Annotated in this window: 25 protein-coding genes; 8 read left to right on the forward strand and 17 right to left on the reverse strand. The window is 61.3% G+C overall.

Annotated features, from left to right (window positions below):
• Positions 1–102 precede the first annotated feature (102 nt).
• The gene (locus B9Z50_RS03960) at positions 103–810 is read left to right on the forward strand and encodes a Crp/Fnr family transcriptional regulator (protein ID WP_158270628.1); all 708 of its coding nucleotides are present in this window, start codon (positions 103–105) and stop codon (positions 808–810) included.
• Positions 811–1,106: 296 nt separating this feature from the next.
• Here B9Z50_RS03960 and gap read toward each other — a convergent pair whose 3' ends face one another.
• From gap to B9Z50_RS03990, 6 genes are all read right to left on the reverse strand, one after another.
• Complete coding sequence (gene gap / locus B9Z50_RS03965; RefSeq protein WP_108362309.1) at positions 1,107–2,114, reverse strand: type I glyceraldehyde-3-phosphate dehydrogenase; 1,008 nt, start codon at positions 2,112–2,114, stop codon at positions 1,107–1,109.
• 137 nt (positions 2,115–2,251) lie between these two features.
• Positions 2,252–4,282 (reverse strand): transketolase, encoded by a 2,031-nt coding sequence (gene tkt / locus B9Z50_RS03970; RefSeq protein ID WP_108362310.1) that lies wholly within the window; start codon positions 4,280–4,282, stop codon positions 2,252–2,254.
• A 180-nt stretch (positions 4,283–4,462) separates the two neighbouring features.
• Entirely contained in the window at positions 4,463–5,407 is a 945-nt protein-coding gene (locus B9Z50_RS03975) for a uracil-DNA glycosylase (protein ID WP_108362311.1), read from the reverse strand.
• 8 nt (positions 5,408–5,415) lie between these two features.
• Entirely contained in the window at positions 5,416–5,913 is a 498-nt protein-coding gene (rimI, locus tag B9Z50_RS03980; RefSeq protein ID WP_108362573.1) for a ribosomal protein S18-alanine N-acetyltransferase, read from the reverse strand.
• An 8-nt stretch (positions 5,914–5,921) separates the two neighbouring features.
• Positions 5,922–6,707: a tRNA (adenosine(37)-N6)-threonylcarbamoyltransferase complex dimerization subunit type 1 TsaB gene (gene tsaB, locus B9Z50_RS03985; protein WP_108362312.1), complete on the reverse strand. Its 786-nt coding sequence runs from the start codon at positions 6,705–6,707 to the stop codon at positions 5,922–5,924.
• The gene (locus tag B9Z50_RS03990; RefSeq protein WP_108362574.1) at positions 6,704–7,699 is read right to left on the reverse strand and encodes a DMT family transporter; all 996 of its coding nucleotides are present in this window, start codon (positions 7,697–7,699) and stop codon (positions 6,704–6,706) included. The genes tsaB and B9Z50_RS03990 overlap by 4 nt, the downstream gene beginning before the upstream one ends.
• A gap of 113 nt (positions 7,700–7,812) precedes the next feature.
• On the opposite strand from B9Z50_RS03990, the gene dacB reads away from it, so the two are divergent.
• The 4 genes from dacB (at position 7,813) to B9Z50_RS04010 (ending at position 11,851) form a co-directional block, all read left to right on the forward strand.
• Entirely contained in the window at positions 7,813–9,399 is a 1,587-nt protein-coding gene (dacB, locus tag B9Z50_RS03995; RefSeq protein ID WP_233249740.1) for a D-alanyl-D-alanine carboxypeptidase/D-alanyl-D-alanine-endopeptidase, read from the forward strand.
• Between the two features lie 16 nt (positions 9,400–9,415).
• On the forward strand, positions 9,416–9,670 hold the full coding sequence (locus tag B9Z50_RS04000; RefSeq protein ID WP_108362314.1) for a SemiSWEET transporter: 255 nt from the start codon (positions 9,416–9,418) through the stop codon (positions 9,668–9,670).
• A gap of 112 nt (positions 9,671–9,782) precedes the next feature.
• Positions 9,783–11,156 (forward strand): SGNH/GDSL hydrolase family protein, encoded by a 1,374-nt coding sequence (locus tag B9Z50_RS04005; RefSeq protein ID WP_108362315.1) that lies wholly within the window; start codon positions 9,783–9,785, stop codon positions 11,154–11,156.
• A complete protein-coding gene (locus B9Z50_RS04010; RefSeq protein WP_233249741.1) occupies positions 11,147–11,851 on the forward strand; it encodes an OmpW family protein in 705 nt (234 codons plus the stop codon). The genes B9Z50_RS04005 and B9Z50_RS04010 overlap by 10 nt, the downstream gene beginning before the upstream one ends.
• Before the next feature lie 54 nt (positions 11,852–11,905).
• Here B9Z50_RS04010 and B9Z50_RS04015 read toward each other — a convergent pair whose 3' ends face one another.
• The 3 genes from B9Z50_RS04015 to purE are packed head-to-tail and all read right to left on the reverse strand — an operon-like array spanning position 11,906 to position 14,606.
• The gene (locus tag B9Z50_RS04015) at positions 11,906–12,910 is read right to left on the reverse strand and encodes an L-threonylcarbamoyladenylate synthase (RefSeq protein WP_108362576.1); all 1,005 of its coding nucleotides are present in this window, start codon (positions 12,908–12,910) and stop codon (positions 11,906–11,908) included.
• A gap of 8 nt (positions 12,911–12,918) precedes the next feature.
• The gene (locus B9Z50_RS04020; protein ID WP_108362316.1) at positions 12,919–14,109 is read right to left on the reverse strand and encodes a 5-(carboxyamino)imidazole ribonucleotide synthase; all 1,191 of its coding nucleotides are present in this window, start codon (positions 14,107–14,109) and stop codon (positions 12,919–12,921) included.
• On the reverse strand, positions 14,106–14,606 hold the full coding sequence (purE, locus tag B9Z50_RS04025; protein WP_108362317.1) for a 5-(carboxyamino)imidazole ribonucleotide mutase: 501 nt from the start codon (positions 14,604–14,606) through the stop codon (positions 14,106–14,108). Before purE ends, B9Z50_RS04020 begins: the two co-directional genes overlap by 4 nt.
• Positions 14,607–14,687: 81 nt before the next feature.
• Between purE and trxA the strand changes: the two genes are divergently transcribed.
• Together trxA and B9Z50_RS04035 are read left to right on the forward strand one after the other, a co-directional pair.
• Positions 14,688–15,641, forward strand: a complete 954-nt coding sequence (gene trxA / locus B9Z50_RS04030; RefSeq protein ID WP_108362318.1) for a thioredoxin — start codon at positions 14,688–14,690, stop codon at positions 15,639–15,641.
• Positions 15,642–15,915: 274 nt separating this feature from the next.
• A complete protein-coding gene (locus B9Z50_RS04035; RefSeq protein ID WP_108362319.1) occupies positions 15,916–16,281 on the forward strand; it encodes a hypothetical protein in 366 nt (121 codons plus the stop codon).
• 67 nt (positions 16,282–16,348) lie between these two features.
• Here B9Z50_RS04035 and B9Z50_RS04040 read toward each other — a convergent pair whose 3' ends face one another.
• The 3 genes from B9Z50_RS04040 to pyk all read right to left on the reverse strand — a co-directional run bounded on the left by B9Z50_RS04040 (position 16,349) and on the right by pyk (position 19,984).
• Entirely contained in the window at positions 16,349–17,257 is a 909-nt protein-coding gene (locus B9Z50_RS04040; protein ID WP_108362577.1) for a phosphoribosylaminoimidazolesuccinocarboxamide synthase, read from the reverse strand.
• 80 nt (positions 17,258–17,337) lie between these two features.
• Complete coding sequence (gene fba / locus B9Z50_RS04045) at positions 17,338–18,402, reverse strand: class II fructose-bisphosphate aldolase (protein ID WP_108362320.1); 1,065 nt, start codon at positions 18,400–18,402, stop codon at positions 17,338–17,340.
• A 151-nt stretch (positions 18,403–18,553) separates the two neighbouring features.
• On the reverse strand, positions 18,554–19,984 hold the full coding sequence (gene pyk, locus B9Z50_RS04050) for a pyruvate kinase (protein ID WP_108362321.1): 1,431 nt from the start codon (positions 19,982–19,984) through the stop codon (positions 18,554–18,556).
• Positions 19,985–20,248: 264 nt separating this feature from the next.
• Here pyk and B9Z50_RS04055 point away from each other — a divergent pair, with 264 nt between their 5' ends.
• Complete coding sequence (locus B9Z50_RS04055; protein ID WP_108362322.1) at positions 20,249–21,364, forward strand: fatty acid desaturase; 1,116 nt, start codon at positions 20,249–20,251, stop codon at positions 21,362–21,364.
• A 137-nt stretch (positions 21,365–21,501) separates the two neighbouring features.
• On the opposite strand, the gene B9Z50_RS04060 is transcribed toward B9Z50_RS04055, so the two are convergent.
• From B9Z50_RS04060 to def, 5 genes are all read right to left on the reverse strand, one after another.
• A complete protein-coding gene (locus B9Z50_RS04060; protein ID WP_108362323.1) occupies positions 21,502–22,695 on the reverse strand; it encodes a phosphoglycerate kinase in 1,194 nt (397 codons plus the stop codon).
• A gap of 108 nt (positions 22,696–22,803) precedes the next feature.
• Positions 22,804–23,139 (reverse strand): AzlD domain-containing protein, encoded by a 336-nt coding sequence (locus tag B9Z50_RS04065; RefSeq protein ID WP_108362324.1) that lies wholly within the window; start codon positions 23,137–23,139, stop codon positions 22,804–22,806.
• Positions 23,136–23,867, reverse strand: a complete 732-nt coding sequence (locus B9Z50_RS04070) for an AzlC family ABC transporter permease (RefSeq protein WP_108362325.1) — start codon at positions 23,865–23,867, stop codon at positions 23,136–23,138. Before B9Z50_RS04070 ends, B9Z50_RS04065 begins: the two co-directional genes overlap by 4 nt.
• Positions 23,867–24,829, reverse strand: coding sequence for a methionyl-tRNA formyltransferase (fmt, locus tag B9Z50_RS04075; protein WP_108362326.1), 963 nt, complete (start codon positions 24,827–24,829; stop codon positions 23,867–23,869). Before fmt ends, B9Z50_RS04070 begins: the two co-directional genes overlap by 1 nt.
• Before the next feature lie 20 nt (positions 24,830–24,849).
• Positions 24,850–25,356 carry a peptide deformylase gene (gene def / locus B9Z50_RS04080; protein ID WP_108362327.1) on the reverse strand — a complete coding sequence of 169 codons (507 nt, stop codon included), beginning with the start codon at positions 25,354–25,356 and terminating at the stop codon, positions 24,850–24,852.
• Between the last annotated feature and the right edge of the window lie 3 nt (positions 25,357–25,359).

Consider the following 25,359-nt stretch of genomic DNA (forward strand, 5'->3'; position numbering starts at 1 on the left):
TACCAGCGCCTGTGTCAAACTGTGCGCATGGCCTCTCACGAGTCTGAAAGATTAGTCGCCCGATGAATGTCGGCCAGCCGACAAATAGAGAACAGAGTCACTATGACAAACCCTATATCTGGGGCGAATGTGCGTGAAATATTGGCCCAGACTGTCTTCGCCGCCGTGGGTGCAGAAGCCATGGAAGACTTGGTCCGCGTGGCCCGCATTGAACACTTCAAGCTGCCGACTTTGCTGAGTGCTGCGGGGGAGTCACCAACGCATTTGCGTTTGGTCATTTCTGGGCATGTTGAATTTGTGACACGCCATATTTCGGGTTCGGAAATTGTTGTGGGCCACATCGCCGCAGGGGGGTGGGTCACATGGTTGGCCGTATTCATGACCCAGGCGCCCACGCATGATTTTTACATCAGCGCATCTTCAAGTTGCTTGGCTTTGCCCGTCAAAGATGTCCAGACGTTTTGCATCCAGCACCCCGAGATTTACCCTGTGGTTATCCGCATGATTGGCCATCGCATGCGATTGCTCATTGAATGGACCGGTCAATCCGTCTTGGCCACGCCAGTGCAACGGATGGCCAAATTGTTGAGTGTTTTGGCGCAGGAGCAAAACAGGCAAACCGAGCAAAACGGTGTGACTTTGCGTGTGACACAAGCCCGATTGGCCAGCCAAGCGCGGTGTTCACGGCAAACGGCCAATCAGTTGCTACAGCAACTAGAGCAAGAGGGATTGATTGTTCCGGGATACGGTCAATTCATGATCCCAGATTGGGCTCGTCTGAGCCATTTTGCGGAAGGTCATTTGGAGTAACCGAGCCCATTCACGGGTAGCTTTGGCGACTCTTTGGTGATCGATACATCGGTCATGCCGCGCATCGTGAGCGCCAACACCAATGCGCCAACCAACATGATTGCGGATAAGGAGGTGGACTGGATACGCGCCAGTCGGCCATGAAAAAAGGGCCCGAAGGCGCTTTGAATGTAAACACCATGACTCAGATGCCGTTGCCCCGCCGGGGCGATGTGGCAAAGCGAAGCCCCTCTGAGCCCTGCGGGGCATCGGCATCTGAGTCTGCCGCATGCACCTGCGACCGACTCAGCCAAAACTCACTTCTTCTTAGCCACCACCCGCACCATCTCCAGGCACTGCTTGGCATAGCCCCACTCGTTGTCGTACCAAGCCACGATCTTCACGAAGCTCTTGTCCAAGGCCAAGCCGGCGGTGGCGTCGAACACGCTGGCGCAGGGTTCGCCACGGAAGTCGGTGGAGACCACTTTTTCGTCGGTGTAGCCCAGCACGCCCTTGAGCGCGCCTTCGCTTTGGGCCTTCATTTCGGCGCAGATTTCATCGTAGCTGGCTTCGTTTTCCAGCTCGATGGTCAGGTCGACCACCGACACATCAGACGTTGGCACGCGGAAAGCCATGCCGGTGATCTTCTTATTCAGCTCGGGAATCACCTTGCCCACCGCCTTGGCCGCGCCGGTGCTGCTGGGGATGATGTTTTCAAGGATGCCTCGGCCACCGCGCCAGTCTTTGCGCGAGGAGCCGTCCACGGTCATCTGGCTGGCGGTGGCGGCGTGCACGGTGGTCATCAAGCCGCGTTTGATGCCCCATTTGTCGTTGAGCACCTTGGCCACGGGGGCCAGGCAGTTGGTGGTGCAGCTCGCGTTCGACACGATGGCTTCGCCTGCGTAATTTTTGTGGTTCACGCCGTAGACGAACATGGGGATACTGTCTTTGGACGGGGCCGATATCACCACTTTTTTGGCACCTGCGGCCAAGTGCATTTGGCTGGTGGGCTCGGTCAAGTAGTGGCCGGTGCATTCGAGCACGGTGTGCACACCCATCTCGCCCCAGCGCAGGTTGTGCGCGTCGCGTTCGTGCGAGAGCTTGATTTTCTTGCCATTGACGATGAGCGTGTCATCGGTGAAGTCGACAGTGCCATCAAAGCGGCCGTGCACGCTGTCGTACTTGAGCATGTAGGCCAGGTAGTCGGACGGCTTGGGGTCGTTGATGCCGACGATCTGGATGTCGTCGTAGCCGTGCTTGAGGGCGGCGCGAAGAGCCAGACGGCCAATGCGGCCAAATCCGTTGATGCCCAACTTGATGGTCATGGTGAGAGCCTTGGGGAAAAGTTACTAAACGGTTACGTAACCGGATTTGAAACCAAAACCCTTTCAGGATCCTGATCCCCGAACGTGGCTTCAGCGCCTTGTGGGCGCTGAAGAGGTCCGGCCGGTCAGCGGCCTTTTCAGGCCTTGAGCAGTGCGGCGTGGACGGTGTCGGCCACGTTTTCGGCGGTGAAGCCGAAGTGTTTGAACAGCACAGGAGCAGGTGCAGATTCGCCGTAGGTGTCGATGCCGACCACGGCAGCGCAGCCGTATTTCCACCAGCCGTCGGTGGAGCCCATCTCGACCGCCACGCGGGGGATGCCTGCGGGCAGCACGCTTTGCTTGTATTCGGTGTCTTGGCGGTCAAACACGTTGGTGCTGGGCATGGAGACCACGCGCACACCGATCTTGCGTTCGGCCAGCAGCTTTTGCGCGGCCAGGGCCAGTTGCACTTCGGAGCCGGTGGCGATGATCACGCCGTGGGTCTTCTTGATGCCAACGTGCTCAGGCTCGGACAGCACATACGCGCCACGGCTGATGTCGCCCAGATCGCTCTTGGGCGAGTAAGCCAGGTTTTGGCGGCTGAGCAGCAGAGCCGATGGACGGTTCGCATTTTGCAGCGCCACGGCCCAGGCCACGGTGGTTTCGGCCGTGTCGGCGGGGCGCCACACGTCCAAGCCCGGGATCAGGCGCAGGCTGGCAGCGTGCTCGATCGACTGGTGGGTCGGGCCGTCTTCGCCCAGACCGATGGAGTCGTGGGTGAACACATGCACCACGCGCTGCTTCATCAGCGCGGCCATGCGGATGGCGTTGCGCGAGTAGTCAGAGAACGTGAGGAAGGTGCCGCCGTAGGGGATGTACCCGCCGTGCAGGGCCACGCCGTTCATGATGGCGGCCATGCCGAATTCGCGCACGCCGTAGTTGATGTGGCGACCGATTTTTCCGTCTTCGGTTTTGACCACGTCACCGGCCAGGTCCACGCGGAAGGCGGGCGTGCTCTTGGTGTTGGTCAGGTTGGAGCCGGTCAGGTCGGCCGAGCCACCCAGCATTTCGGGCAGTGCCGCGGTGAAGGCTTCCAGCGCCAGCTGGCTGGCCTTGCGGCTGGCGACGGTCTCGCCCTTGGTGTGGGCGGCGACCACGGCGTCAAACGCCACCTGGTTGAAGTTCTTGGGCAAGTCGCCCTTCATGCGGCGCACAAACTCTTTGGCTTGTGCAGGAAAGGCGGCTTTGTAAGCGGCAAAGGCGGTGTTCCACTCGGCTTCGCGGGCTTTGCCGGCGGCCTTGGCGTCCCAATCGGCATAAACCTCTTTGGGGATCTTGAAGGGCTCGGCGGTCCAGCCTAGGGCTTCGCGGGTGAGTTTGATTTCCTCAGCGCCCAAAGGCTCGCCGTGGGCTTTGGAAGTGCCTGCGCGGTTGGGCGAGCCCTTGCCGATGGCGGTTTTACAGACGATCAGGGTGGGCTTGTCGGCGCTGTGTTTGGCGCTGGCAATGGCGGCCGACACGGCCGCAGCGTCGTGGCCGTCCACGGCGTCGATCACGTTCCAGCCGCAGGCGGCAAAGCGCTGAGGTGTGTTGTCGATGAACCAAGGGGCGACTTGGCCGTCAATCGAGATGCCGTTGTCGTCGTACAGGGCAATCAGTTTGTTCAGCTTCCAGGCACCGGCCAAGGCCACGGCTTCGTGGCTGATGCCTTCCATCAGGCAGCCGTCACCCAAGAACACGTAGGTGTGGTGGTTGACGATTTTGTGGCCTTCTTGGTTGAACTCAGCGGCCAGCATCTTCTCGGCCAGGGCCATGCCCACGGCGTTGGTGATGCCTTGGCCCAGCGGGCCGGTGGTGGTTTCCACACCGGGGGTCACGCCCACTTCAGGGTGGCCTGCGGTTTTGCTGTGCAGCTGGCGGAAGTTCTTCAGCTCGTCAATCGGCAGCTTGTAGCCGGTCAGGTGCAGCACCGAATAAATCAGCATGGAGCCGTGGCCGTTGGACAGCACAAAACGGTCGCGGTTGGCCCAGTGTGGGTTGGTGGGGTTGTGCTGCAGGTGATCGCCCCACAGTGCAACGGCCATGTCGGCCATGCCCATGGGGGCGCCGGGGTGACCGGAGTTGGCTTGTTGAACGGCGTCCATTGCGAGGGCGCGGATGGCGTTCGCCATTTGTGCTTGATTGGCCATGTGGGGCAACTCCGGGGAAGTATTCTGGTAAACCCGAGATTTTAGCGGTTGTCGGGCAAGCACCCGCCGCAGCATGATGCCCGTTGCCACGGCCCCAAGCGTGCATGGCGCAAGTTACCCGACCTGCCGAAGGCCACGCCATTGCACACCCGCCCAGCCACTGCTCGGGCAAAGCCGTGGTCAGCCTTGGGTCACCGACAAAGCCAACACCAAATCGGCCCAGGCCTTGGCCTTGTCGGCCGGGGTTCGCAACAAGCTCGACGGGGGGTAAGTCACCACCACCGGCACGCCCTGAAAGTTGTGCAAACGACCGCGCAGTTTGCCCATGGGCTCGGTACTGCCGAGCAGGGTCTGGATGGCAAAACGGCCCATGGCCAAAATCACCCGGGGCTGCGCCAGTGCGACCTGGCGCGACAAATAGCCCGCGCATGTGGACAACTCGGTGGTCTCGGGGTTGCGCCCGTTCAGGGGGCGGCATTTGACGGCGTGGGTCAGGCAGGCCTCGGGCGTGTCATCTCCGGCGTCTGCTGTGCCAGATAAGCCTTGGCGGCGCACACCCACAGCCTTGAGCATGTTGTCGAGCAGCACACCTTCCGGCCCGGTAAAGGGTTGGCCCTGCTGGGCATCGGTGTCCAAAGGCAAATCGCCCACCACCATCCAGCGGGCGGTGCCCTGGCCCGACCCCAAAACTGGCGTTTGGCGTGCAGCACACAGACCGCACGACTGGCAAGTTTGCACGGCCGTTTGCAGCTCGGCCCAGCCCATGCTGGACAGGCCCTCAGGCAAGGGCGCAAACACTTGGCCCTGGGCCTGCACCGGCGCAGGGGCAGGGGCAGGTGCCACAGGCTGACGGATGGTGGAGCGGGTCGCTGGCGCTTGCACAGGCACTGACAGATCGGGCCTCGCAAGCGGTGCAGAAGGCACAGGGCTTGCAGCCTCTGCAGAGCCTGCAGCACCCATCCCACCCGTCGCTGGCGCCACGCTCACGTTCGTCATGGTGGGTGCATCCCCCGCCACCAATGGGGGCGCGGCATCGCTGCGTTGGGGCCACCACACGCGCACGCCCATCTCGGCCAGCATGGCGCGTTGGCGGTCGTCCAGGTCGAATCGGGTGGGGTCGCTCATGTTCAGGCTCACAGTTTCAAACTCATCACCACCGCATGCTCACGCTGCTGGCGGCCTGCGGGATAGTAATCTTTGCGGATGCTGACCTGCTTGAAGCCGTAGCGCTCGTAAACCTTCAGAGCCCGCACATTGCTTTGCCGCACCTCCAGCCACAGCCATTGCGCCCCAGCATGGCGCGACATGAGCGACAAGGCGTCCAACATCATGTGGCCCCAACCTTGACCTTGCCGGCCAGGGGCGACGGTGATGTTGAGCAGGTGCATTTCTTCCACACCGTGCATGGCCAAAAAGTACCCCAGCAATTCGCCATCCAGCCACAGGCATTGGGCGTCAAAAAGGGGGTTGAGCGAGTCACGAAAATTGCCCCGCGTCCAAGGGTGGCTGTAGGCGGTTTGCTCGATGGCGATCACCGCGTCCAGGTCGTCCTGCGTCATGGGGCGCAGCGTGACGCGGTTGCGCGTGGCCTCTGTCGGCTGGGCGCCTTCGTCAGATGAAGCAGGATTCATGGACAGACTCATGGCTGCGCTGCGGCTTTGTCCAAGGCGGTCTGGGCCTTCATGGCCTCGCGCTCGGCGGTGGTGTTGGCCACTTTGTCGCGGATGTAGAGCGGCATGGCCTGCTCGGCCGGTACGGCCAGGCCTTGCGCCCACAAGGCCGGGGCCAAGCGCAGCAAAGCGGCGGCCGTGGGCAGGGCCTCGCAGCGTAAGCCACCAGGGGCCACAGAGGGCAAGCGCTCGCCATACGCGGCAAACGCGTTGCCCGCTTGCAGCATCGGACGGTCATCGTGCAGGTGCAATTTTTCGGGCGCACCCACTGTCAATGGTGCCGCTTCTTGCCAGCGTCCGTGTTGAGACCCCAACACAGGCTCCCAACGGTAAACGGCGCTGTACACCTCGTCCATGCGGGCGTCCAACAGCGCCAGCACGGTCAACCCGGCATCGTGCGCAATAGCCCCGGCTTGCACTTGTGTCCAGCGGGCCTCTTCGGCCACGGCCAGCAAAGTATCGACGGGCAGCACCGGCACATCGGCCCCAAAAGCCAGGCCCTGGGCCACGGCGCAGGCGGTGCGCAAGCCCGTGAACGAGCCCGGCCCCCGACCGAACACGATGGCGTCGAGCGAAGCCAGCGGCATGTCGGCCTCGGCCAGCAGCGCCAGCACCGCCGGGATCAATCCACTGGAGGCTTGTGCGCCTCCGGGCAGGGTTTGGGTCCAGACCTGCTCGCCGCGTGCCACGGCCAAAAACAGCACATCGGTACTGGTGTCAAAGGCCAGCCAGCGGCGCTCGGAGTTGGTGCTCATGGCTGACCTCCGGGCGAAGAAGTGGCAGCGGAAGGCGTGGCGGCGGCCACAGGTTTTTTGGCTTGCCGCACCCCAAACAAAATGCCACTGGTCACCAGCGCCAGCCCAGCCAGCAAATTCCAGTGCATGGGCTCACCCAAAAACCACACCGCCCCCAGCGCCGACAAGCCCGGCACCAAGGCTGTGATCATGGTTGAGCGCACGGGGCCATAGTGGCGCACCATCTGGGTGAAGGTAATACCCGAGATGACCACCGAGCCCATGCCTTGGAACACGGCTTGAAACAAGATCTCGGTCCAGGGCACCTGCATCAGATGGGTGGGTAACAGCCCCACGCCAATCAAGGTCAGGTACACGGGCACAAAAGTAACAAAGGCAAACGCGGTGATGGCCATGGTCGCTCGCACAGCATCCAGACCATGCCGGCGCACCGTGATGCTGTAACCCGCCCAGCAGCAAGCGGCCGTCATGAACAGCAAATCGCCTTTCCAGACCTCGCCACCGTCAAAAGCCATCAGCAAGCTGGCACCGCCCACCAGCACATCGCCCAGCACAATGAAGCCCAGCCCCAAGGCACGGGCCGATGAGACTTGCTCACGCAAGACAAGCCAGGCCAGCAAGGTGGTCCACAAAGGCAAGCTGCCAGGCAACAGCACCGATGCATGTGAGGCCGGCGCAAAAAAGAAACCCGTGTAAGCCAACACGGCGTAAAGCAAGCCACCCAACAAGCCGGCCTGCACAGTCGGGGCCAAAGGCAAAGGCGACAGTCCCCCCAAGGAGCCCACTTTTTGTCCAGCCTGGCGTGCGGAGCGCATCAACCACCAAGCCCAAGGCAGCAAGATGCTGCTGGCGCCCAAAATGCGGGCCAGCGCAATGTCCAAAGGCAACAGCCCCCGAGACGCCGAGGCCCGCGCAATGACAATGAAACCCGTCCAAATGAGGACCGTGATGACCGCCGAAGCCAGCCCCACCGTTTTTGAAGAAAATCGCATGGCCTGAATCATACGGGGCCGCCAACCCAGCGCGGGCTTGGCTGCCTATTGGCGACCTATTGACTGCCCAAGGCAGCACCCTGCCCAACCTGTGTGACCGTTAGACTCACCCGATGAATCGCTCCCGCGTCCCGCGCCCACTTTTGTTCACCATGGCCTACGCCGCCTGTGCCGCCTTCGCGCTGGGTGCCGCCTTGGCCAATCCTGCCCTCGCCCAGAGCAGCGCTGAGTCGATGACCCGTCAGCCCAATCCTGGCCACACCCACACCCCGCTGCCCCGCCATATCCTGCAGACCCTGCACCAAGCCCAAGTTCCCCCTTCGGCCCTGAGCGTGCTCATCGCTCCCCTCCCCCATGGACCTGCAGCCAGCAGCGCCCAGCCACGGCACTTATCGCACCACGCGCAAGCCAGCGTCAACCCGGCCTCGGTCATGAAGCTGTTCACCACCTATGCCGGTTTGAGCCTGCTGGGGCCAGACCACGTCTGGCGCAACCGGGTGTACACCGACGGCCCCGTGCGCGACGGCGTGCTGCAGGGCAACCTGGTCGTGCGCGGCAGTGGCGACCCCAAGCTGGTGGTCGAGCGCTTGCAAGATCTGATGGTGCAAATTCGGGCGGCGGGTGTGCGCGAAGTGCGCGGAGACATCGTGCTCGACCGCAGCGTATTCGACGTTCGCGAACGCAGCGAACCCTTTGACGACGAACCCCTGCGGCCCTACAACGTGGGCCCTGACGGGCTGCTGCTCAACTTCAAGGCGGTGGTCTACACATTCACGCCCGACGCCGCCAGCGGCCAGGTGCAGGTGCGCTTTGAGCCGCCCTTGGCCGGGTTCTCGGCCCCCACGCAGCTGCCGCTGAGCCAGGCCCCCTGCAGCGACTGGCGACGCCAGCTGCAGGCCGATTTCAGCCAAGCCCAGCAAGTGCGTTTTTCTGGCCGCTACCCCACCAGCTGCGGCGAACGCGAATGGCCTGTGGCCTACCCCGAGCCCGAAGCCTATGCGCCCCGCGTCATGCAAGCCCTGTGGCAAGGTTCGGGCGGGCAACTCACGGGACAAGTTCGCTACGGCTCGCGCCCAGCATCGGCCAAGCTGCTGCTGGAAGCGCCCTCCCTGCCCTTGTCCGAGATCATTCAGGACATCAACAAATTCTCGAACAACGTGATGGCGCAGCAGCTGTACCTGACGCTGTCGAGCGAGCTGGGCGCTCCCGGGCGCTTTGAGGCCTCGCGCCTGCGCCTGTCGCAGTGGTGGCGAAAAGGCTTTGCCGGGCACGCCGAGCCGGTACTGGACAACGGCTCAGGCCTGTCCCGCACCGAGCGCAGCACTGCGCAAGCTCTCACAGCCTTGCTGCAGGCCGCACACGCCAGCCCGCATGCCCGGCATTTTGTCGACTCGTTGTCCATCGCCGGGGTGGACGGCACCGCTGCCCGCCTCAAAGACCGCAGCCCGCAGTCGCCCGTGATCGGCAACGCATGGCTCAAAACCGGCTCGCTGCGCGATGTGGCCTCTGTGGCCGGTTACGTGCAGGGGCAAAGCGGCCAGCGCTACACCTTGGTGGCCGTGTTGCACCACCCCAACGCGCACCAGGCCCGCGCCGCGCTCGACCAATTGCTGGAGTGGACGGTGCGTGACGCCGCTGGCCCCTCGCAGGCAGCAACCCGAAACCGTCAAAACCATGGATCGCTTCGCTCCTCGCGATGACAAAATCCCGGCACCTATGAACCTCATCGACTGGATCGGCTCCGTGGCCGCCTTCCTGACCACCGCCAGCTTCATTCCGCAAGCCTGGCAAACCTTCCGCACCCGCAACGTGAGCGGCATCTCGCTGGGCATGTACAGCCTGTTCACCGTGGGCGTGGCCCTGTGGCTGGTGTATGGCATTTTGCTGGTGGCCTGGCCCATCATCATCGCCAATGCCATCACCACCAGCTTGGCGCTGATGATTTTGGTGATGAAGTTGCGCTACCGCTGACGGTCTGCAAAGACCTTCGAAAAATCGGTATATACCCCATGGTTTGAATCCCAGCGCCCATATACATTGACTTAAAAGAACACTCGTTCTTTTTCAATCTTGGAGACGACAAATGCGGCAAAAAAACAAATGGGTGCTGACGACAAGCTTGATAGCTTCGCTGGTACTCGGCCTGACAGGGTGTGGCGGTCAAGATGAGGCCCGTCAAACACCCAAGGTCGCCTACGCCTCGGTCGTATCATTTGGCGACAGTCTGAGCGACCCCGGCGCTTACCAAGTCGGACCGGTCGCACAGTTGGGAGGGGGGCTTTTCACGGTCAATGGCATCGCAGGCAAAGCAGGCTCTGAGCCCGTTCCCAGCTACTCATGGGCCCAACTGGTTTCCGCAGCCGCCATCGGACAAGTCTCTTGCGCCGCCAGAACCGGCGGTTTTGGGGTGGCTGTGAGCGACATCGCAGCTTGTACCAACTATGCTCAAGGTGGCTCGCGTGTGACCAATCCGATCGGAACTGGCCATGCGGCCGATGGCAGTGCCGCGCTGACGGAGCCCATCGTGACCCAAGTGGCCAATTACCTGAGTCGCAACAACGGCGTGTTCACAGGCTATGAACTGGTCACGGTGCAAGGCGGGGCCAATGAACTTTTCGCCCAAGCCGGCATCTTGAATGCGGCGGCAACCAACGCTGGAACATCGGCTTTTAGCACCAAACTGGTCGAATTGCTTGTCGCTGACGCCACCGACCCCCAGACTGCAGCTCTGGCCATTGCTACGGCTATGGCCACGGAATCCAACAGAACTGGAAACACCCCAAACACCGTTGTGTTCGCCGCCGTGACAGCAGCTGCCTCGCAACCAGGTAATGCTGCTGTAGGGCAATCTGTTGTTTACGAACCAATAGTGGCTGCAGCCACGGATGCAGGCAATTTGGCAGCCGCACAATTCATCGCTAACACCGGTGCGCCCAACGCCATAGCCGCAATGGTCACGGCAGCAGCGCAATTGAGCGACAGCGTCAACAACATGATCAACAAAGGCGCCAAACGGGTGGTGGTGACGAATTTGCCCGACGTTAGCTTGACGCCCTATGCGCTTGGCACCATCAAGGGCTCAGACAACTCCACACAGCAGCTCGTACTGGCGATGACTAGGGCCTTCAATGAACGTTTGCAAGTAGGTTTGACAGGCCTGCCCAATGTACTGTTTGTAGATGTATTCACCGAAAACCAAAGGCAAATCGCCAATCCAGCGCAGTTTGGTTTGAGCAATGTCACCGGCATGGCTTGTAATTTGAATTACCCGAACAACGCTTTTGCCACCGATGGGGTGCCTTCCAGTGGCAGCTCCCTGGTTTGCAACACCAACAACCTGATTGCTGGCGATACTTCTCGCTTCTTGTTTGCGGACAGTGTGCACCCCACCCCCTATGGACACAAACTGCTGGCCCAACTGGTCACCAAAGAGTTGATTTTGGCTGGTTGGCTCTGACCCCTGAACCGCACGGAGAACCCATCATGAAAACAAGTTTGAAAATCATTGCTGCGGCAGTCTTGGTTGTGACGCATTGGCAAGTCCATGCGCAAACTGCTGGCACCCGATTGATTCGTTTCGGAGCCACCCAGATTTCCCCCCAGGTAACCAGTGGTGACATGACAGCCCCCAGTTTTGCGAACACCCAAACGGATGTTGGCAAAGACACTCAGTTCAGTGGTGGCATCACTTACATGTATACCGACAACCTGTCCTTCGATATTCCAGTGGCTCTGCCATTCACCCACAAACTCTATGGGGCGGGTGCCTTGGCGGGATCTGGTCAATTGGGCAGTGTCAAAGCCTTACCTTTCACGATCTTTGGTCAATACCGGTTCAACCAGGCCACCTCCACATTCAGGCCCTATCTGGGCTTGGGCATCACCTACGCGTATTTTTTCGATGAACAAGGCTCCAGCGCTTTGACCGCCACCACCAACCCGGGGGGTACGCCCACATCCTTGCGCGTGGAGTCCAAATTTGCGCTGACCCCTCAATTGGGCTTCACCTTTGTCCTGAATGAAAAATGGGTGCTCGATACGTCGTTCAGCAAAACCTTGTTGAAGAACCGCACTTCATTTTCTACAGGACAAACCATTGATACAACCCTTGACCCTATTTCATTCAGCTTGAGTTTAGGCACACGTTTCTGATCACTGCGGCCATCGGCCAAACACCTGCAACTGCGGGCATTTGGCGCTACAGCGTTAAGCCGCAGCCCGCTGCAGCCTGTCCCTCACGCCTTCCCACTCGGGTGTATCAGGGGGCAGCTGGACCCAGATTTGCGTGACGCCCCGGGCGTCCAGGTCGCGCAAGACACTGAACAAGTCGTGCGCGGCTTGCTCTGCCGTGGTGGCTTGCTCAAGCCATAGCACCCCTGACCCGAAGCCTTCGTCGGTTGCAGGCCGCTTGGCCGACCACAGACCCAGGTTGTTGGCGTGTGGCCCCAGGGCTTGCAATTTGGAGGCGATGTCGGCCGCCGACATCAGGCGCACCTTCGCGCGGGGTGCGTAATGCGATTCGAGCGTGCCCGAGGCGCGGGGCGCAGGCTGGCCCAGCGCCGCTTGGGGGGCATCCTTGTCCAGCACGGTGCGGCCACATGCCGCTTCGATTTGCGCCCGCGTGATGTGTCCAGGGCGCAGCAACACGGGCTCCCCACGGGTGCAGTCGATGATGGTGGACTCGATGCCCACATCACATTCGCCGCCATCCAAAATGAGTAAATCGGGCCCCAGCTCGGACTGCACATGCGCAGCACTGGTGGGGCTCACGCGGCCAAAGCGGTTGGCGCTGGGGGCGGACACGCCCAGCACACCCAGGTCCGCACAGGCTTGCAAAAGCTGTTGGGCCACCGGGTGCGAAGGACACCGCAAACCGATTGAGTCTTGCCCCCCGGCCGAGGCCTTGGCCACACCGCTTTGGCGCGGCAAGATCAAGGTCAACGGGCCGGGCCAAAAGGCATTGATCAGCGCTTGCGCAAAGTCAGGCACTTGCGCGGCAAACACGGGTACTTGCGCGGCGCTGGCCACATGCACGATCAGCGGGTGGTCGGCCGGGCGGCCCTTGGCCACAAAGATTTTTGCGACCGCCCCGTCGTCGCTCGCGTTGGCCGCCAAGCCGTACACGGTCTCGGTCGGCAGTCCGACCAACTGGCCGTCAAACAAAGCTTGTGCAGCCTGCGCGATGGCCGCTTCGTTGGCACGGAGGATCATGCCCAACCTTAAAAGGCTTCGATGCCAAGCAAAGCGGCCGCTTGCAAGGCCGTAGCCCGCACAGCCTCAGGCGTCTCAGCCGTGATGTTCAGGTGACCCATCTTGCGACCGGGCCGGGCCGACAACTTGCCGTACAGATGCAAGTGCGTGCCAGGCAGCGCCAGCACCTGTGCCCAAGCGGGGCTGGTTGGGCCTTTGCCTGTGGGTGTGACTTCGGGCCACAGATCGCCCAGCAGGTTGAGCATGATGGCGCTCGAATGCTGGCGCGGCTGGGTGAGCGGCAAACCCGCCAAGGTGCGCACCTGCAGCTCAAACTGCGACTGGTCACAAGCGTTCATGGTGTAGTGGCCGCTGTTGTGCGGGCGCGGGGCCATTTCGTTCACGACCAGCTGGCCGCCTTCGAGCAGGAAAAATTCCACGCACAGCACGCCCACGTAATTCAAACCCTCGGCAATGGCGCGGGTCGCAGCCACGGCTTGGGCGGCGACATCGGTCGGCACGGCACCTTCGTACACGCTGGTCACGGCCAAAATGCCCTCGCGGTGCAGGTTCAGTTGCACCGGAAAATTCACCATCTGCCCATCGGCCCCACGCGCCACGATGACCGAACACTCGGCCTGCAGCGGCAGCATCTTTTCGAGCACGCAGGGCACGCCCTTCAACTCGGCCCAAGCCGCTGCCAATTCTTCACGCGCCTTGACGCGGATCTGGCCTTTGCCGTCGTAGCCCATGCGCGAGGTTTTCAAGATGCCAGGCAGCAAATCCTCGCCCACCACCGCCAACTGCTCCGCCGTCTCGATGACGGCATGCGGCGCAACCGGCACGCCGCAGCGCACAAAGTGGGCCTTCTCGGCGGCGCGGTCTTGTGCAATGGCGACCGAGTCTGAGGCAGGCGCTACCGGGCGGTGTGCGCCCAAGGTCATCAGCGCAGGCGCGGGCACGTTTTCAAATTCGGTGGTGATGGCAGCGCAGCGCTGCATCAATTGAGCCAAGCCCTGCTCGTCCAAATAATCGGTTTGGATGTGGTGGTGGCTCACCAGTCCGGCGGGGCTGGCCGCATCGGGGTCAAGCACCGCGGTGAAGTAACCCATGGCCTGCGCAGCGTGCACAAACATGCGGCCCAACTGGCCGCCCCCCATCACGCCCAAAGTGGCCATCTGGCCATTGACCATGGAGCCCGGCAAAATGGCGCGGCTCATGCGGCACCTCCGGTTGGGAGTGTCATGGCGCGGGCCATGGCGGTTTGCTCGGCCCGAAAAGCTTCAAGCTTTTGACGCAAAGCCGGGTCGTTGTTGGCCAACATGGCCACCGCAAACAGGGCCGCGTTGGCCGCACCCGCTGCGCCAATTGCAAAAGTGGCCACGGGCACGCCCTTGGGCATTTGCACAATGCTGTGCAGCGAATCCACCCCCGACAGCGCCTTGGTCTGCACCGGCACACCCAGCACCGGCACCACGGTTTTGGCCGCGATCATGCCAGGCAAATGCGCCGCGCCGCCTGCGCCCGCGATGATGGCTTGCAGGCCGCGCTCGGCCGCGCTCTGTGCATAGGCAAACATATCGTCCGGCATTCTGTGGGCCGAAACCACGCGGGCGTCGTGAGGGATGCCAAACTGTTGGAGAATCTGGACTGCGTGCTGCATGGTGTCCCAGTCAGAGCTGGAACCCATGACGACGCCGATGAGCGCTTGAGTCATTGGGTGCTTTTCGTGATCAATCTTGAATTTTAAGGTTTCGCTTCGCTCGGAGCCGAAACACAACCCGGAACACTGCCCGCCATGATGGACGTCACGATACAAAACTTTGAAGCCGAGGTGATTGAAGCCTCCATGACCACGCCCGTGCTGGTGGACTTTTGGGCCCCTTGGTGCGGCCCCTGCAAATCGCTGGGCCCCGTCCTCGAAAAAGTGGAAACCGCCTACGAAGGCCGCTTCAAGCTGGTCAAGATCAACTCCGACCAAGAGCAGCAACTGGCCCAGGCCTTTGGCATCAAAAGCATCCCCACCTGTGTGCTGCTGATGAACGGCCAGCCGGTCGACGGCTTCATGGGCGCTTTGCCCGAAGGCCAAGTCAAGCAGTTCTTGGACAAACACCTGCCCGCCGAAGGCGAGCTGCAAGCACAAGCAGCCGCCCAAGAAGCCGAAGAACACCTGCAAGCGGGTGACGCAGACAGCGCTCGCGCCGCCTTAGAACAGGCTCTGGCCACCGACCCCGGTAACGACGATGCGCGTTTTGACCTGGTCAAGCTGCTGATTGGCTTGGGTGAATTGGCCGAAGCCTCCGCTTTGTTGGCCCCGGCCATGGCCCGCATCCCGGTGCCACTGCGCTTTGAGGCGCAAACCCAGTGGCTCAACGCTTTGGAATTCATCACCACAGATCCCCGCGGCGAATGGGACCTTGACCAGTTTGACGCCTTGATTGCCCAAAATAAACGCGACTTTGAGGCCCGTTTTGCCAAAAGCCGCTTGCTGATCGCCATTGGCCAATGGGAAGCGGCCATGGACGAATTGCTCGAAATCATCATGCGCGACAAGAAGTGGGACAACGAAGCCCCGCGCAGAACCTTTGTGGCTTTGCTGGAACTGATGACACCGCCCAAGCCCAAAACCCAAGACGCCACGGGCAAATCAGCGGGCGGTATTGAGTTGATGGGCAAAGCGGCCCTACAAGAAGACCCGCTCTTGGCCATGATCTCCAGCTACCGCCGCAAGCTGAGCATGGCGCTCAACTGAACACAACCGCCCCCCAACCCGTAGCCCGGTTCAGCTGCAGCGATGCAAACTGACCGGGCTTTTTCACGGCTGCGCCGCCAAGCCTCACTGCGCGGCTCAGCCACCACGGGCTGGTGAGTGCCCTCATGCACCCACTTTGGCGATCCACCCCCAATGTAATACTTGTCGTTACAGACATTTACCGGTTTCAGCCCATCAACCGGGGCATGGCCGCGCTTTTGCAAGTTGTTGCAACCTAAAATTTAACCATCACTTTTGAACTCATTTTGAAACCATGCCACGCGCTGAGCCCCTGATCACCCCTGAAGAGCTGCAATCCCTGCTCGGTGGTGTCCCTTTGCGTTCAAACATGGCCAAGCGCTCACTTGCGGCACAACTGCCGACCCTGCATTGGGGCGCTGCACTCTGGCTGGTCAAAGGCATTTTCCTGTATGCCGTGCTGATGAGCCCCGATGCAGCCAAGCTGGTCGACAGCAGCCGCTACCTGTGGATGCGCGGCAGCCTGGAAATGGTTTGCCTGGCCGCATTCTGGGGCGCATCCCTGCACCCACGCGGCCAAACTCTAACTTGGGCCAGCTTGCTGGTGGCCAGCACCACCTTGCTGCTCGATGCCATGACACTGCTGGCGTTCACCGGCTGATTTCTGAATCTCCAAGCAAAAGGCGCTGCCATGCAGCGCCTTTTTTGTGCCCAACCTGCGGTGGGGTTCAGGCCATCAACTTCTTCATGGCTTCTTCGTATTTGGCGGCGGTGTTCTCGATCACTTCGCGCGGCAAGCGGGGCGCAGGCGGGGTCTTGTCCCAAGGCTTGCCATTGACCGTGGCGGTCTCCAGCCAGTCGCGCAAGAACTGCTTGTCGTAGCTGGGCGGGTTGGCGCCTTCCACGTAGCTGTCGGCAGGCCAATAACGGGATGAATCGGGCGTCAACACCTCGTCCATCAACACCAGCGTGCCATCGGCATCCAGGCCAAACTCGAACTTGGTGTCGGCAATGATGATGCCCTTGGTGGCCGCGATGTCGCGGGCGGCTTTGTAGAGCTGGATGCTGATGTCGCGAATGCGGGTGGCCAGATCGGTGCCGATCATGGCCACGGTTTGCTCAAAAGTGATGTTTTCGTCGTGCTCACCCACTGCCGCTTTGGCTGCGGGCGTGTAGATGGGCTCGGGCAAACGGCTTGCGTTTTTCAGGCCTGCGGGCAGTGGCACGCCACACACGGCCTGGTTGTCCTGGTATTCCTTCCAACCACTGCCAGCCAAATAGCCGCGCACCACAGCCTCAACCGGGATGGGTTGAAGGCGCTTGACCAGCATGGAGCGGCCCGTGACCTGCGGCACCTCTTCGGCGCTCACCACGCTCTCGGGCCCTTCGCCTGTCAAATGGATCGGACAAATGTTCAGGCCCTTGGGTCCGAGTTGGTCAAACCAAAACAGCGCCATTTGCGTGAGCAGCACGCCCTTGCCGGGAATCGGCTCGCCCATGATCACGTCAAACGCGCTGATGCGGTCCGAAGCCACCATCAAGATGCGGCCCTCGCCCACCGCGTAGTTGTCGCGCACTTTGCCACGCGCCAGCAGGGGCAAGGAGGTCAGGGCCGAGGTATGGAGTGCAGAGGTCATGGCAAAACAATCAGGCAACAGCAAAAAAGAAAAAGGCCCGTTGAACAGTCAACGGGCCATTCGGGTCAATTATCGCAGGCTCAGTTCACCACTTGCGCCAATTCACCCCGCGCATAACGGGCGGCCACCACCTGCAGGTTGTCGCCCTTGATCTTGGGGGCCTGGCCTTCGCAACCGAACTCCAGGTAGCGCTGTTTGCAGATTTGTTTGGCCGCTTCGCGGGCGGGCTTGAGCCATTCGCGGGCGTCGAACTTGTCTGGGTTTTCAAACAAAAACTTGCGGCAAGCGGCGGTCATCGCCAGACGGATGTCGGTGTCGATGTTGATCTTGCGCACGCCGTGCTTGATGGCTTCCTGGATTTCCTCGACCGGCACGCCGTAGGTTTCCTTCATCTGGCCGCCGTACTGGTTGATCATGGCCAGCAGCTCTTGCGGCACGCTGGACGAACCGTGCATCACCAAGTGGGTGTTGGGGATGCGCTGGTGAATTTCTTTGACGCGGCTGATGGCCAAAATGTCGCCCGTGGGCTTGCGGCTGAACTTGTAAGCGCCATGGCTGGTGCCAATGGCAATGGCCAAAGCGTCCAGTCCTGTGGCTTTCACAAACTGAGCGGCTTCTTCGGGGTCGGTCAGCATCTGGCTGTGGTCGAGTTTGCCTTCGGCGCCAATGCCGTCTTCTTCACCGGCTTCACCGGTTTCCAAATTGCCCAAGCAGCCCAATTCGCCTTCCACCGACACACCCAACAAATGTGCCATGTCCACCACGCGGCGGGTCACGTCGACGTTGTAGGCAAAGTCAGCCGGGGTCTTGCCGTCTTCCAGCAAAGAGCCATCCATCATCACCGACGAGAAACCAAGGTTGATCGCGCCTTGGCATACCGCTGGGCTTTGCCCGTGGTCTTGGTGCATGACCAGCGGAATGTGCGGCCACTGCTCGGTGGCGGCCTGGATCAGGTGTTTGATGAAGGGCTCACCCGCGTATTTGCGGGCACCCGCGCTGGCCTGCAAGATGACAGGCGCACCGACCTCGTCGGCGGCCATCATGACGGCCTGGACTTGCTCCAAGTTGTTGACGTTGAAAGCTGGAATGCCGTAGCGGTTGACGGCCGCATGGTCCAGCAGCTCGCGCATAGAAACGAGTGCCATGGTGGTGATTTCCCGGGGAAGTTAAAAATTCGGCGGCGCCGGGCTGTAACCGGCTTGTAACTGGCCTGATTTTATAGGTTTTGGTCCACCACCCGGCAGCAAACTCTGGCCAACAGCCCCACCACGCTGACGTGGTGGGATGGCCTCATGATCAATCTGCCCGGCAAATTTTGAGCGTGTTGGTGCCGCCAGGCGTGCCCATGGGCTCACCCACGGTGATGGCGTACACATCGCCCGAGTGCACAATGCCGCGCTTTTTCAGGTGCGCTTCGGCATCGGCCAAGGCCGTGTCGCGGTCAGCGCTGGTGTCCATCAGCAAGGGGCTGACGTTGCGCATCAGGGCCATCTTGCGCTGGGTCGCAACCTTGGGCGTGAGGGCATAAATGGGCATGCGCACGCTGTGGCGGCTCATCCACAGCGCGGTTGAACCTGAATCGGTCAAGGCCACAATCGCCTTGGCTTTGAGGTGGTGCGCCGTGAACAGGGCGCCCATGGCGATGGCATGGTCGATGCGGTCAAAGTGCGCCCCCACAAAGTCATCTTCCAGTGGGTCGTGGTCGGTTTTTTCGGCCTCAAGACAAATGGCAGCCATCATTTCGACAGTCTCCAGCGGGTACTTGCCTGCAGCGGTTTCGGCACTGAGCATCACTGCGTCGGTGCCGTCCAGCACGGCGTTGGCCACATCCGACACTTCGGCGCGGGTGGGCACCGGGTTGACGATCATGCTCTCCATCATCTGGGTGGCGGTGATGACCAGCTTGTCCAGTTCGCGGGCGCGTTTGATCATGTGTTTTTGCAGGCCTGGCACGGCGGCATTGCCCACCTCCACCGCCAAATCACCGCGTGCGACCATGATGCCGTCCGTCACCTGGAGGATGCGGTCCAGCTCGGGGATCGCTTCAGCGCGTTCGATCTTGGCGATCAGGCCGGGCTTGTGGCCACTGCTGCAAGCCACATTGCACAGCTGGCGCGCCATTTCCATGTCGGTCGCGTTTTTGGGGAAGCTCACCGCCACATAGTCGGCATTGAAGCTCATGGCCGTTTTGATGTCTTCCATGTCCTTGGCCGTCAGGGCCGGGGCTGTCAGGCCGCCGCCCTGTTTGTTGATGCCCTTGTTATTGGACAACTCACCGCCCAACTTGACTGTGGTGTGGACCTGCTCGCCCTTGACGGCGTTCACCGTGAGCTCGATCAGGCCATCGTTGAGCAAGAGCACATCGCCTGCTTTCACGTCACGTGGCAGCTCTTTGTAGTCGAGACCCACGCCTTCGATGTCGCCCAGCTCGGCGCGCGAGGCGTCCAGCACAAAGGGAGCACCGGGCTCCAACATCACTTTGCCTTCGGCAAACTTGCCCACCCGGATCTTGGGGCCTTGGAGGTCGGCCATGATGGCCACCTCGCGGCCTGCACGCTGCGAGGCTTCGCGCACCAAGCGGGCGCGGTCGACATGGTCTTGGGCCTTGCCGTGGCTGAAGTTCAGGCGAACCACATTGACGCCTGCTCGGATCATGGCTTCAAGCATTGCGGGATCGCTGGAAGCAGGGCCTAAAGTGGCAACAATCTTGGTGGCGCGACGGGGCATCAGGAAATCTCCAATGTAATTTGGTTTCAATTCTCACACGAAATCGGTTACATGACGGGATCTTTCGAGGGCATTCTTGCGATCAATAACCGTCAATCCCTGTCGGAAAGACCCGTCAATTTCTGACTTTTAACGACAAGTTGCTGCCAGATCAGTCCCGTTACCGCCGGTTTCCCTTACCAATCCCCTTGAATTGATCTTTGTCAGCCCAGTGAAACGCCAAGCCGACTAAACTCCATCCTGAGCGATTTACATTCAAGCGTCATGACTGCCTTACACACCCCCAACGCCGATCAGCCCATCTCCTTGGACCAAGCCCTGCCCCACCGCAAGACTTTGCGTGAGTGGCTGATCCCTTTGTCAGAGCGCAGCACAGCGCGCGCTTTTGTGTTGCTCGCTTTTGACTACGCCTTGTTCTTTGCCCTGATCACAGCCACCGTGATGCTCGAAGCCGTGTGGGCCAAGTTGCTGTGCGCCATGGTGGCGGGTTTTGTCATCGGCCGCCTGTTTGTGATCGGTCACGACGCTTGTCACCAAAGTCTCACGCCCCACCGCGAACTCAACAAAGTGCTGGGTCGCATCGCGTTTTTGCCCTCGCTCACGCCTTACAGCCTTTGGGACACTGGCCACAACGTGGTGCACCACGGCTACACCAACCTCAAAGGCGTGGACTTTGTCTGGACCCCCCTGACGGCCGAAGAATTTGCCGCCTTGAGCCCCATGCAACGCTTGCTGCAACGCGCCTACCGCAGCGGCTGGGCCCCTGGCCTGTACTACATGATCGAAATTTGGTGGAAGCGCGAGTTCTTCCCCAACAAAACCCACATGCCCACGCGCCGCCCGATCTTCTTCAAGGACAGCCTGCTGGCCAGTGCTTTTGGCGTGCTGTGGATCGCCGCCATCGCCGCTGCGGCTGTCTACACCGGGCAGTCGGTCTGGCTGTCCTTGCTGATGGGCGTGCTGATCCCCTTCTTCTTCTGGAACACCATGATCGGCTTTGTGGTCTATGTGCACCACACCCACGTCAAGGTCTCCTGGCACGACAACAAAGCCGCCTGGACCAAGGCCGCGCCCTTTGTCTCGACCACGGTGCACCTGACCTTCCCGTTCAACATCGGCGGCATGATGCACCACATCATGGAGCACACCGCCCACCATGTGGACATGAGCATTCCGCTGTACCGCCTTAAGCAAGCGCAGGCCAAACTCGAAGAAATGCTGCCCGGCCGCATCATCGTGCAGCCCTTCTCATGGAAGTGGTATTTCGAGACCGCCAAAAACTGCAAGATGTACGACTTCACCCGTGAGTGCTGGACCGACTTCAAAGGCAACATGACCAGCCCGGTGCGTGGCAACCTGCCGCCTGCTGCACAGGCCTGATCTGAGGCCATCGCCGACCACAAAAAACCCCGCAATGCGGGGTTTTTTGTGAAGTGGGTTCTGAAAATTCATGTCGTGGCCAAAGCCTATCGACCTGCCTGAGAAACTGCAGCTCGCCCCTCAGGTTCGACAGGCCCTCAGGCCGCAGCCCGTTTGGCCAAAATCTCGAAAGCGGGCAAGGTCTTTCCTTCCAGGATTTCCAGGAACGCACCACCGCCGGTCGAAATGTAGCCCACTTGCGCTTCGATGCCGTATTTGGCAATCGCCGCCAGCGTGTCGCCACCGCCCGCGATGCTGAAGGCGCTGGACTCGGCAATCGCTTGCGCAATGACTTTTGTGCCGTTTTCAAAAGCCGCAAACTCGAACACGCCCACCGGGCCGTTCCACACAATGGTGCCCGCCTGCTTGAGCTGCGCGGCCAGCTTGGCAGCCGTCTCAGGGCCAATGTCCAAAATCATGTCGTCGTCGGCCACCTCGGTAGCTTTCTTCACCGTGGCCACGGCGTCGGCGGCAAAGGTCTTGGCGGTCACCACATCAGTTGGGATCGGCACTTCTGCGCCCCTGGCCTTCATGGCTTCAATCACGGCTTTGGCCTCATCCACCAAATCGGCTTCGGCCAGGCTCTTGCCGATCTTCAGACCCGCCGCCAGCATGAAGGTGTTGGCAATGCCGCCGCCCACGATCAACTGGTCCACGTTTTGCGACAGGCTCTTCAAGATGGTCAGTTTGGTGCTGACCTTGCTGCCCGCCACGATGGCGGCCAATGGGCGCTTCGGCGCAGCCAGCGCCTTGCCAATCGCGTCGATCTCGGCGGCCAGCAAAGGACCTGCACAGGCGATGGGGGCGAACTGGGCGATGCCGTAGGTCGTGCCTTCGGCGCGGTGGGCCGTGCCAAAAGCATCGTTCACATAGATGTCGCACAACTGGGCCATCTTGCGGGCCAAGTCTTCGTTGTTTTTCTTCTCGCCCTTGTTGACACGGCAGTTCTCGAGCAAGACCACCTGGCCGGGCTGCACGTCCACACCGCCGACCCAGTTGGCCACCAGCGGTACATCGCGGCCGAGCAACTCGCCCAAGCGCTTGGCCACGGGAGCCAGCGAGTCTTCGGGCTTGAACTCGCCCTCGGTGGGGCGGCCCAAGTGCGAGGTCACCATCACAGCAGCGCCTGCATCCAAAGCCATCTGGATGCAGGGCACGCTGGCGCGGATGCGGGTGTCTTCGGTGATGCGGCCGTCATCGGCTTGTGGCACGTTCAGGTCGGCGCGAATGAAGACGCGCTGACCAGCGGCTTGGCCTTTGGCACAAAGATCGGAAAAGCGGATGACGTTCATGGTGTGAAGAAGAGTGAAGGGAAGAATTCCCACCGATTTTAAAAGCCAGGTCTGACAACGGCTGACATGCGGGGCAGATACGAAACCCGAACAATGCCCCAACGAGACTTACCAACCCAGTCCAAGGCGCAAAGGCAGGTAAACCGCCATGCCAACCAGGATCGTAGTCAACACACCGCGCCGCCAAAAGTAAGCGGCCACACCCGCAGCAGCCGCGTACAAACGGGCGTCTTGCCAGGTGTTAATCAAATCACCCTGCACCGTGATGATTTCGGGAATGACCACGGCCGACAGCGCTGCAATGGGCGCGTACTGCAAACCGCGCTGCGCCCAGCCGGGCAACTGCCAGGACTGGCTGGAGATGAAAAAGAAACTTCGGGCCACCACCGTGACCACGGCCAGGCCCACGATGACGGCCAGCGTCCACAGATCGGTTTCGTTCATGCCGCCGCCTTCGGTGCAGGCCGGATTTTTTCAACCGTCAGACACAGGATCACCGCCACGGCAATCGCCACCACGATGTTGAGTTTGAGCGGCAGGTTGTAAGCGGCCACTGCTGCTGCACCCGCCACAGCGGCTGAAAGGATACGCATGCGCGAGCTGGCCAGCGAGCACTGGATACCCAGCAAACACAAGATGCCCGCGAAGCCCAAGCCCCATTCCGGTGGGATCAGATTGGCCAAGCCCACGCCCAGCAGACTGGCCACGATCCAGCTGCCCCAGTTCAGGAAATAATTGCCCGCCAGATAAGCCTCTTGCCCCGTGCGCTCGGTGTCGGTGCTGCCTGGCTGAGGGTAGTGCCGGGTGAACAGCACATAGGTGATGTCGGCAGTGAAGTAGCCGTGGCACATGCGCTGCCAACGCGGCAGGTGCATCAGATACGGCCGCAGGTGCAAGCTGAACACCACAAAGCGCAGGTTCACGCAAAACCCGGTCGCCAAAATCACCCAAGCCGGGGCCCCCGCCACCAAAAGTGGAATGGCCGCCAACTGCGAGCTGCCGGCGAACACCAGCATGGTCATGGCCACAGCCTCGAACACACTCATACCCGACTTGACCATGGCCACCCCGGTCATCAAGCCCCAAGCCGCCACACCGGGCGCTTGCGGGGCCAAGTCACGCAGGCCTTGCCAGAACTCGGCACGGCGGTAGAGCGTGGGCCGAAAAAACATCAGGCCACCAAGCGCTGGCCAGGTTGCAAGGGGCAACCGCGCAAAAAGTCGGCAGCACCCAGGCGCTTGCCACCGGGACGCTGCAACTGGGTCAGGCACAACTGGCCCTCACCACAGGCCACCCGCACGCCAGACGCATCGGCGCTGAGCACGGTGCCCGGCTGAGCCATCTCTTCGGCCGCTTCGGCCTCCGCTTGCCAAAGCTTGAGGGTTTCCACACCGGAGGCGGTGGCCAGCGGCACGGTCATGCCCGGAAACGGGTCAAAGGCGCGGATGCGCCGCGCCAGCACCTCGGCGCTCAGGGCCCAGTCGAGTGCGGCTTCGGCTTTGTCGATCTTGTGCGCGTAGTTCACACCCGCCAAGGGCTGAGGCTGGCGAGACAGGTCGCTCAAGTGGGTCAGAGCCTGCACGATGGCTTGTCCGCCCAACTCGGCCAAGCGGTCGTGCAGCACGGCGGTGGTGTCGGTGGGCGCCAGGGCGCAAGGCAAGACCAGCAGCATGTCGCCCGTGTCCAAGCCCGCGTCCATCTGCATGATGGTGATGCCGGTTTGTGTGTCGCCCGCCTCGATGGCGCGGTGAATCGGCGCCGCACCGCGCCAGCGTGGCAACAAAGAAGCGTGGATGTTCAGGCAACCCTTGGGCGGCAAGTCCAGCACCCACTGCGGCAAGATCAAGCCATAAGCGGCCACGATCATGGCGTCGGCCTTGGCGTCCAGCAGCGTCTGGCGGGCAGCGGCAGCGTCTTCGGGGTATTTGCCATCGAGCCGCAGGCTGCGCGGCTGGGCCACAGGCACCGCATGGTCCAAGGCCCATTGCTTGACGGGCGAAGGCTGCAGCTTCATGCCGCGCCCTGCGGGCCGGTCAGGTTGGGTCAGCACCAGCACGATCTCGTGACCTGCCGCATGCAAGGCGGCCAGCGCCACTTGGGCAAATTCGGGCGTGCCCGCGAAAATCAAACGCATGAAAGGTTCTTTAAAAGGAATCAGCGCCCGGCTTTTTGGGCTTTGACCATCTTGGTCTTGATGCGGCCTTGCTTGAGTGGCGAGAGGTACTCCACAAACACCTTGCCCAACAGGTGGTCGAGCTCATGCTGGATGCAAATGGCCAGCATGCCATCGGCCTCGATCGTGCGGCTTTGGCCATCGCGGTCCAAGGCCGTGACCTTGACTTGGGTGGCACGTTCCACGCCGTCGTAAATGCCGGGCACCGACAGGCAGCCCTCTTCACCCTTGACGCGCTCGTCGTTCATCCAGCTGATTTCGGGGTTGATCAGCACCATGGGCTGGTTGCGCTCTTCAGACGTGTCGATCACCACCAAGCGCTCGTGCACATCGATCTGCGAGGCGGCCAGGCCAATACCACCGGCGTCGTACATGGTCTCCAGCATGTCGTCGATGAGGGCGTGGATGCGGGCGTCCACCGCTTGCACAGGTTTAGCCACCTTGTGCAAGCGAGGGTCGGGGTAGCAAAGGATGGGGAGCAGGGCCATAAC

The sequence above is a fragment of the Limnohabitans sp. Bal53 genome (genome assembly GCF_003063355.1).
Taxonomy (GTDB): Bacteria; Pseudomonadota; Gammaproteobacteria; order Burkholderiales; family Burkholderiaceae_C; genus Limnohabitans_A.

What these genes read in the sequence shown, in the direction of transcription:
- B9Z50_RS03960 (WP_158270628.1), top strand. Translation starts at nt 103, where the DNA reads ATGACAAACCCTATATCTGGGGCGAATGTGCGTGAAATATTGGCCCAG.
- gap (WP_108362309.1), bottom strand. Translation starts at nt 2,114, where the DNA reads ATGACCATCAAGTTGGGCATCAACGGATTTGGCCGCATTGGCCGTCTG.
- tkt (WP_108362310.1), bottom strand. Translation starts at nt 4,282, where the DNA reads ATGGCCAATCAAGCACAAATGGCGAACGCCATCCGCGCCCTCGCAATG.
- B9Z50_RS03975 (WP_108362311.1), bottom strand. Translation starts at nt 5,407, where the DNA reads ATGAGCGACCCCACCCGATTCGACCTGGACGACCGCCAACGCGCCATG.
- rimI (WP_108362573.1), bottom strand. Translation starts at nt 5,913, where the DNA reads ATGAATCCTGCTTCATCTGACGAAGGCGCCCAGCCGACAGAGGCCACG.
- tsaB (WP_108362312.1), bottom strand. Translation starts at nt 6,707, where the DNA reads ATGAGCACCAACTCCGAGCGCCGCTGGCTGGCCTTTGACACCAGTACC.
- B9Z50_RS03990 (WP_108362574.1), bottom strand. Translation starts at nt 7,699, where the DNA reads ATGCGATTTTCTTCAAAAACGGTGGGGCTGGCTTCGGCGGTCATCACG.
- dacB (WP_233249740.1), top strand. Translation starts at nt 7,813, where the DNA reads ATGAATCGCTCCCGCGTCCCGCGCCCACTTTTGTTCACCATGGCCTAC.
- B9Z50_RS04000 (WP_108362314.1), top strand. Translation starts at nt 9,416, where the DNA reads ATGAACCTCATCGACTGGATCGGCTCCGTGGCCGCCTTCCTGACCACC.
- B9Z50_RS04005 (WP_108362315.1), top strand. Translation starts at nt 9,783, where the DNA reads ATGCGGCAAAAAAACAAATGGGTGCTGACGACAAGCTTGATAGCTTCG.
- B9Z50_RS04015 (WP_108362576.1), bottom strand. Translation starts at nt 12,910, where the DNA reads ATGATCCTCCGTGCCAACGAAGCGGCCATCGCGCAGGCTGCACAAGCT.
- B9Z50_RS04020 (WP_108362316.1), bottom strand. Translation starts at nt 14,109, where the DNA reads ATGAGCCGCGCCATTTTGCCGGGCTCCATGGTCAATGGCCAGATGGCC.
- purE (WP_108362317.1), bottom strand. Translation starts at nt 14,606, where the DNA reads ATGACTCAAGCGCTCATCGGCGTCGTCATGGGTTCCAGCTCTGACTGG.
- trxA (WP_108362318.1), top strand. Translation starts at nt 14,688, where the DNA reads ATGATGGACGTCACGATACAAAACTTTGAAGCCGAGGTGATTGAAGCC.
- B9Z50_RS04035 (WP_108362319.1), top strand. Translation starts at nt 15,916, where the DNA reads ATGCCACGCGCTGAGCCCCTGATCACCCCTGAAGAGCTGCAATCCCTG.
- B9Z50_RS04040 (WP_108362577.1), bottom strand. Translation starts at nt 17,257, where the DNA reads ATGACCTCTGCACTCCATACCTCGGCCCTGACCTCCTTGCCCCTGCTG.
- fba (WP_108362320.1), bottom strand. Translation starts at nt 18,402, where the DNA reads ATGGCACTCGTTTCTATGCGCGAGCTGCTGGACCATGCGGCCGTCAAC.
- pyk (WP_108362321.1), bottom strand. Translation starts at nt 19,984, where the DNA reads ATGCCCCGTCGCGCCACCAAGATTGTTGCCACTTTAGGCCCTGCTTCC.
- B9Z50_RS04055 (WP_108362322.1), top strand. Translation starts at nt 20,249, where the DNA reads ATGACTGCCTTACACACCCCCAACGCCGATCAGCCCATCTCCTTGGAC.
- B9Z50_RS04060 (WP_108362323.1), bottom strand. Translation starts at nt 22,695, where the DNA reads ATGAACGTCATCCGCTTTTCCGATCTTTGTGCCAAAGGCCAAGCCGCT.
- B9Z50_RS04065 (WP_108362324.1), bottom strand. Translation starts at nt 23,139, where the DNA reads ATGAACGAAACCGATCTGTGGACGCTGGCCGTCATCGTGGGCCTGGCC.
- B9Z50_RS04070 (WP_108362325.1), bottom strand. Translation starts at nt 23,867, where the DNA reads ATGTTTTTTCGGCCCACGCTCTACCGCCGTGCCGAGTTCTGGCAAGGC.
- fmt (WP_108362326.1), bottom strand. Translation starts at nt 24,829, where the DNA reads ATGCGTTTGATTTTCGCGGGCACGCCCGAATTTGCCCAAGTGGCGCTG.
- def (WP_108362327.1), bottom strand. Translation starts at nt 25,356, where the DNA reads ATGGCCCTGCTCCCCATCCTTTGCTACCCCGACCCTCGCTTGCACAAG.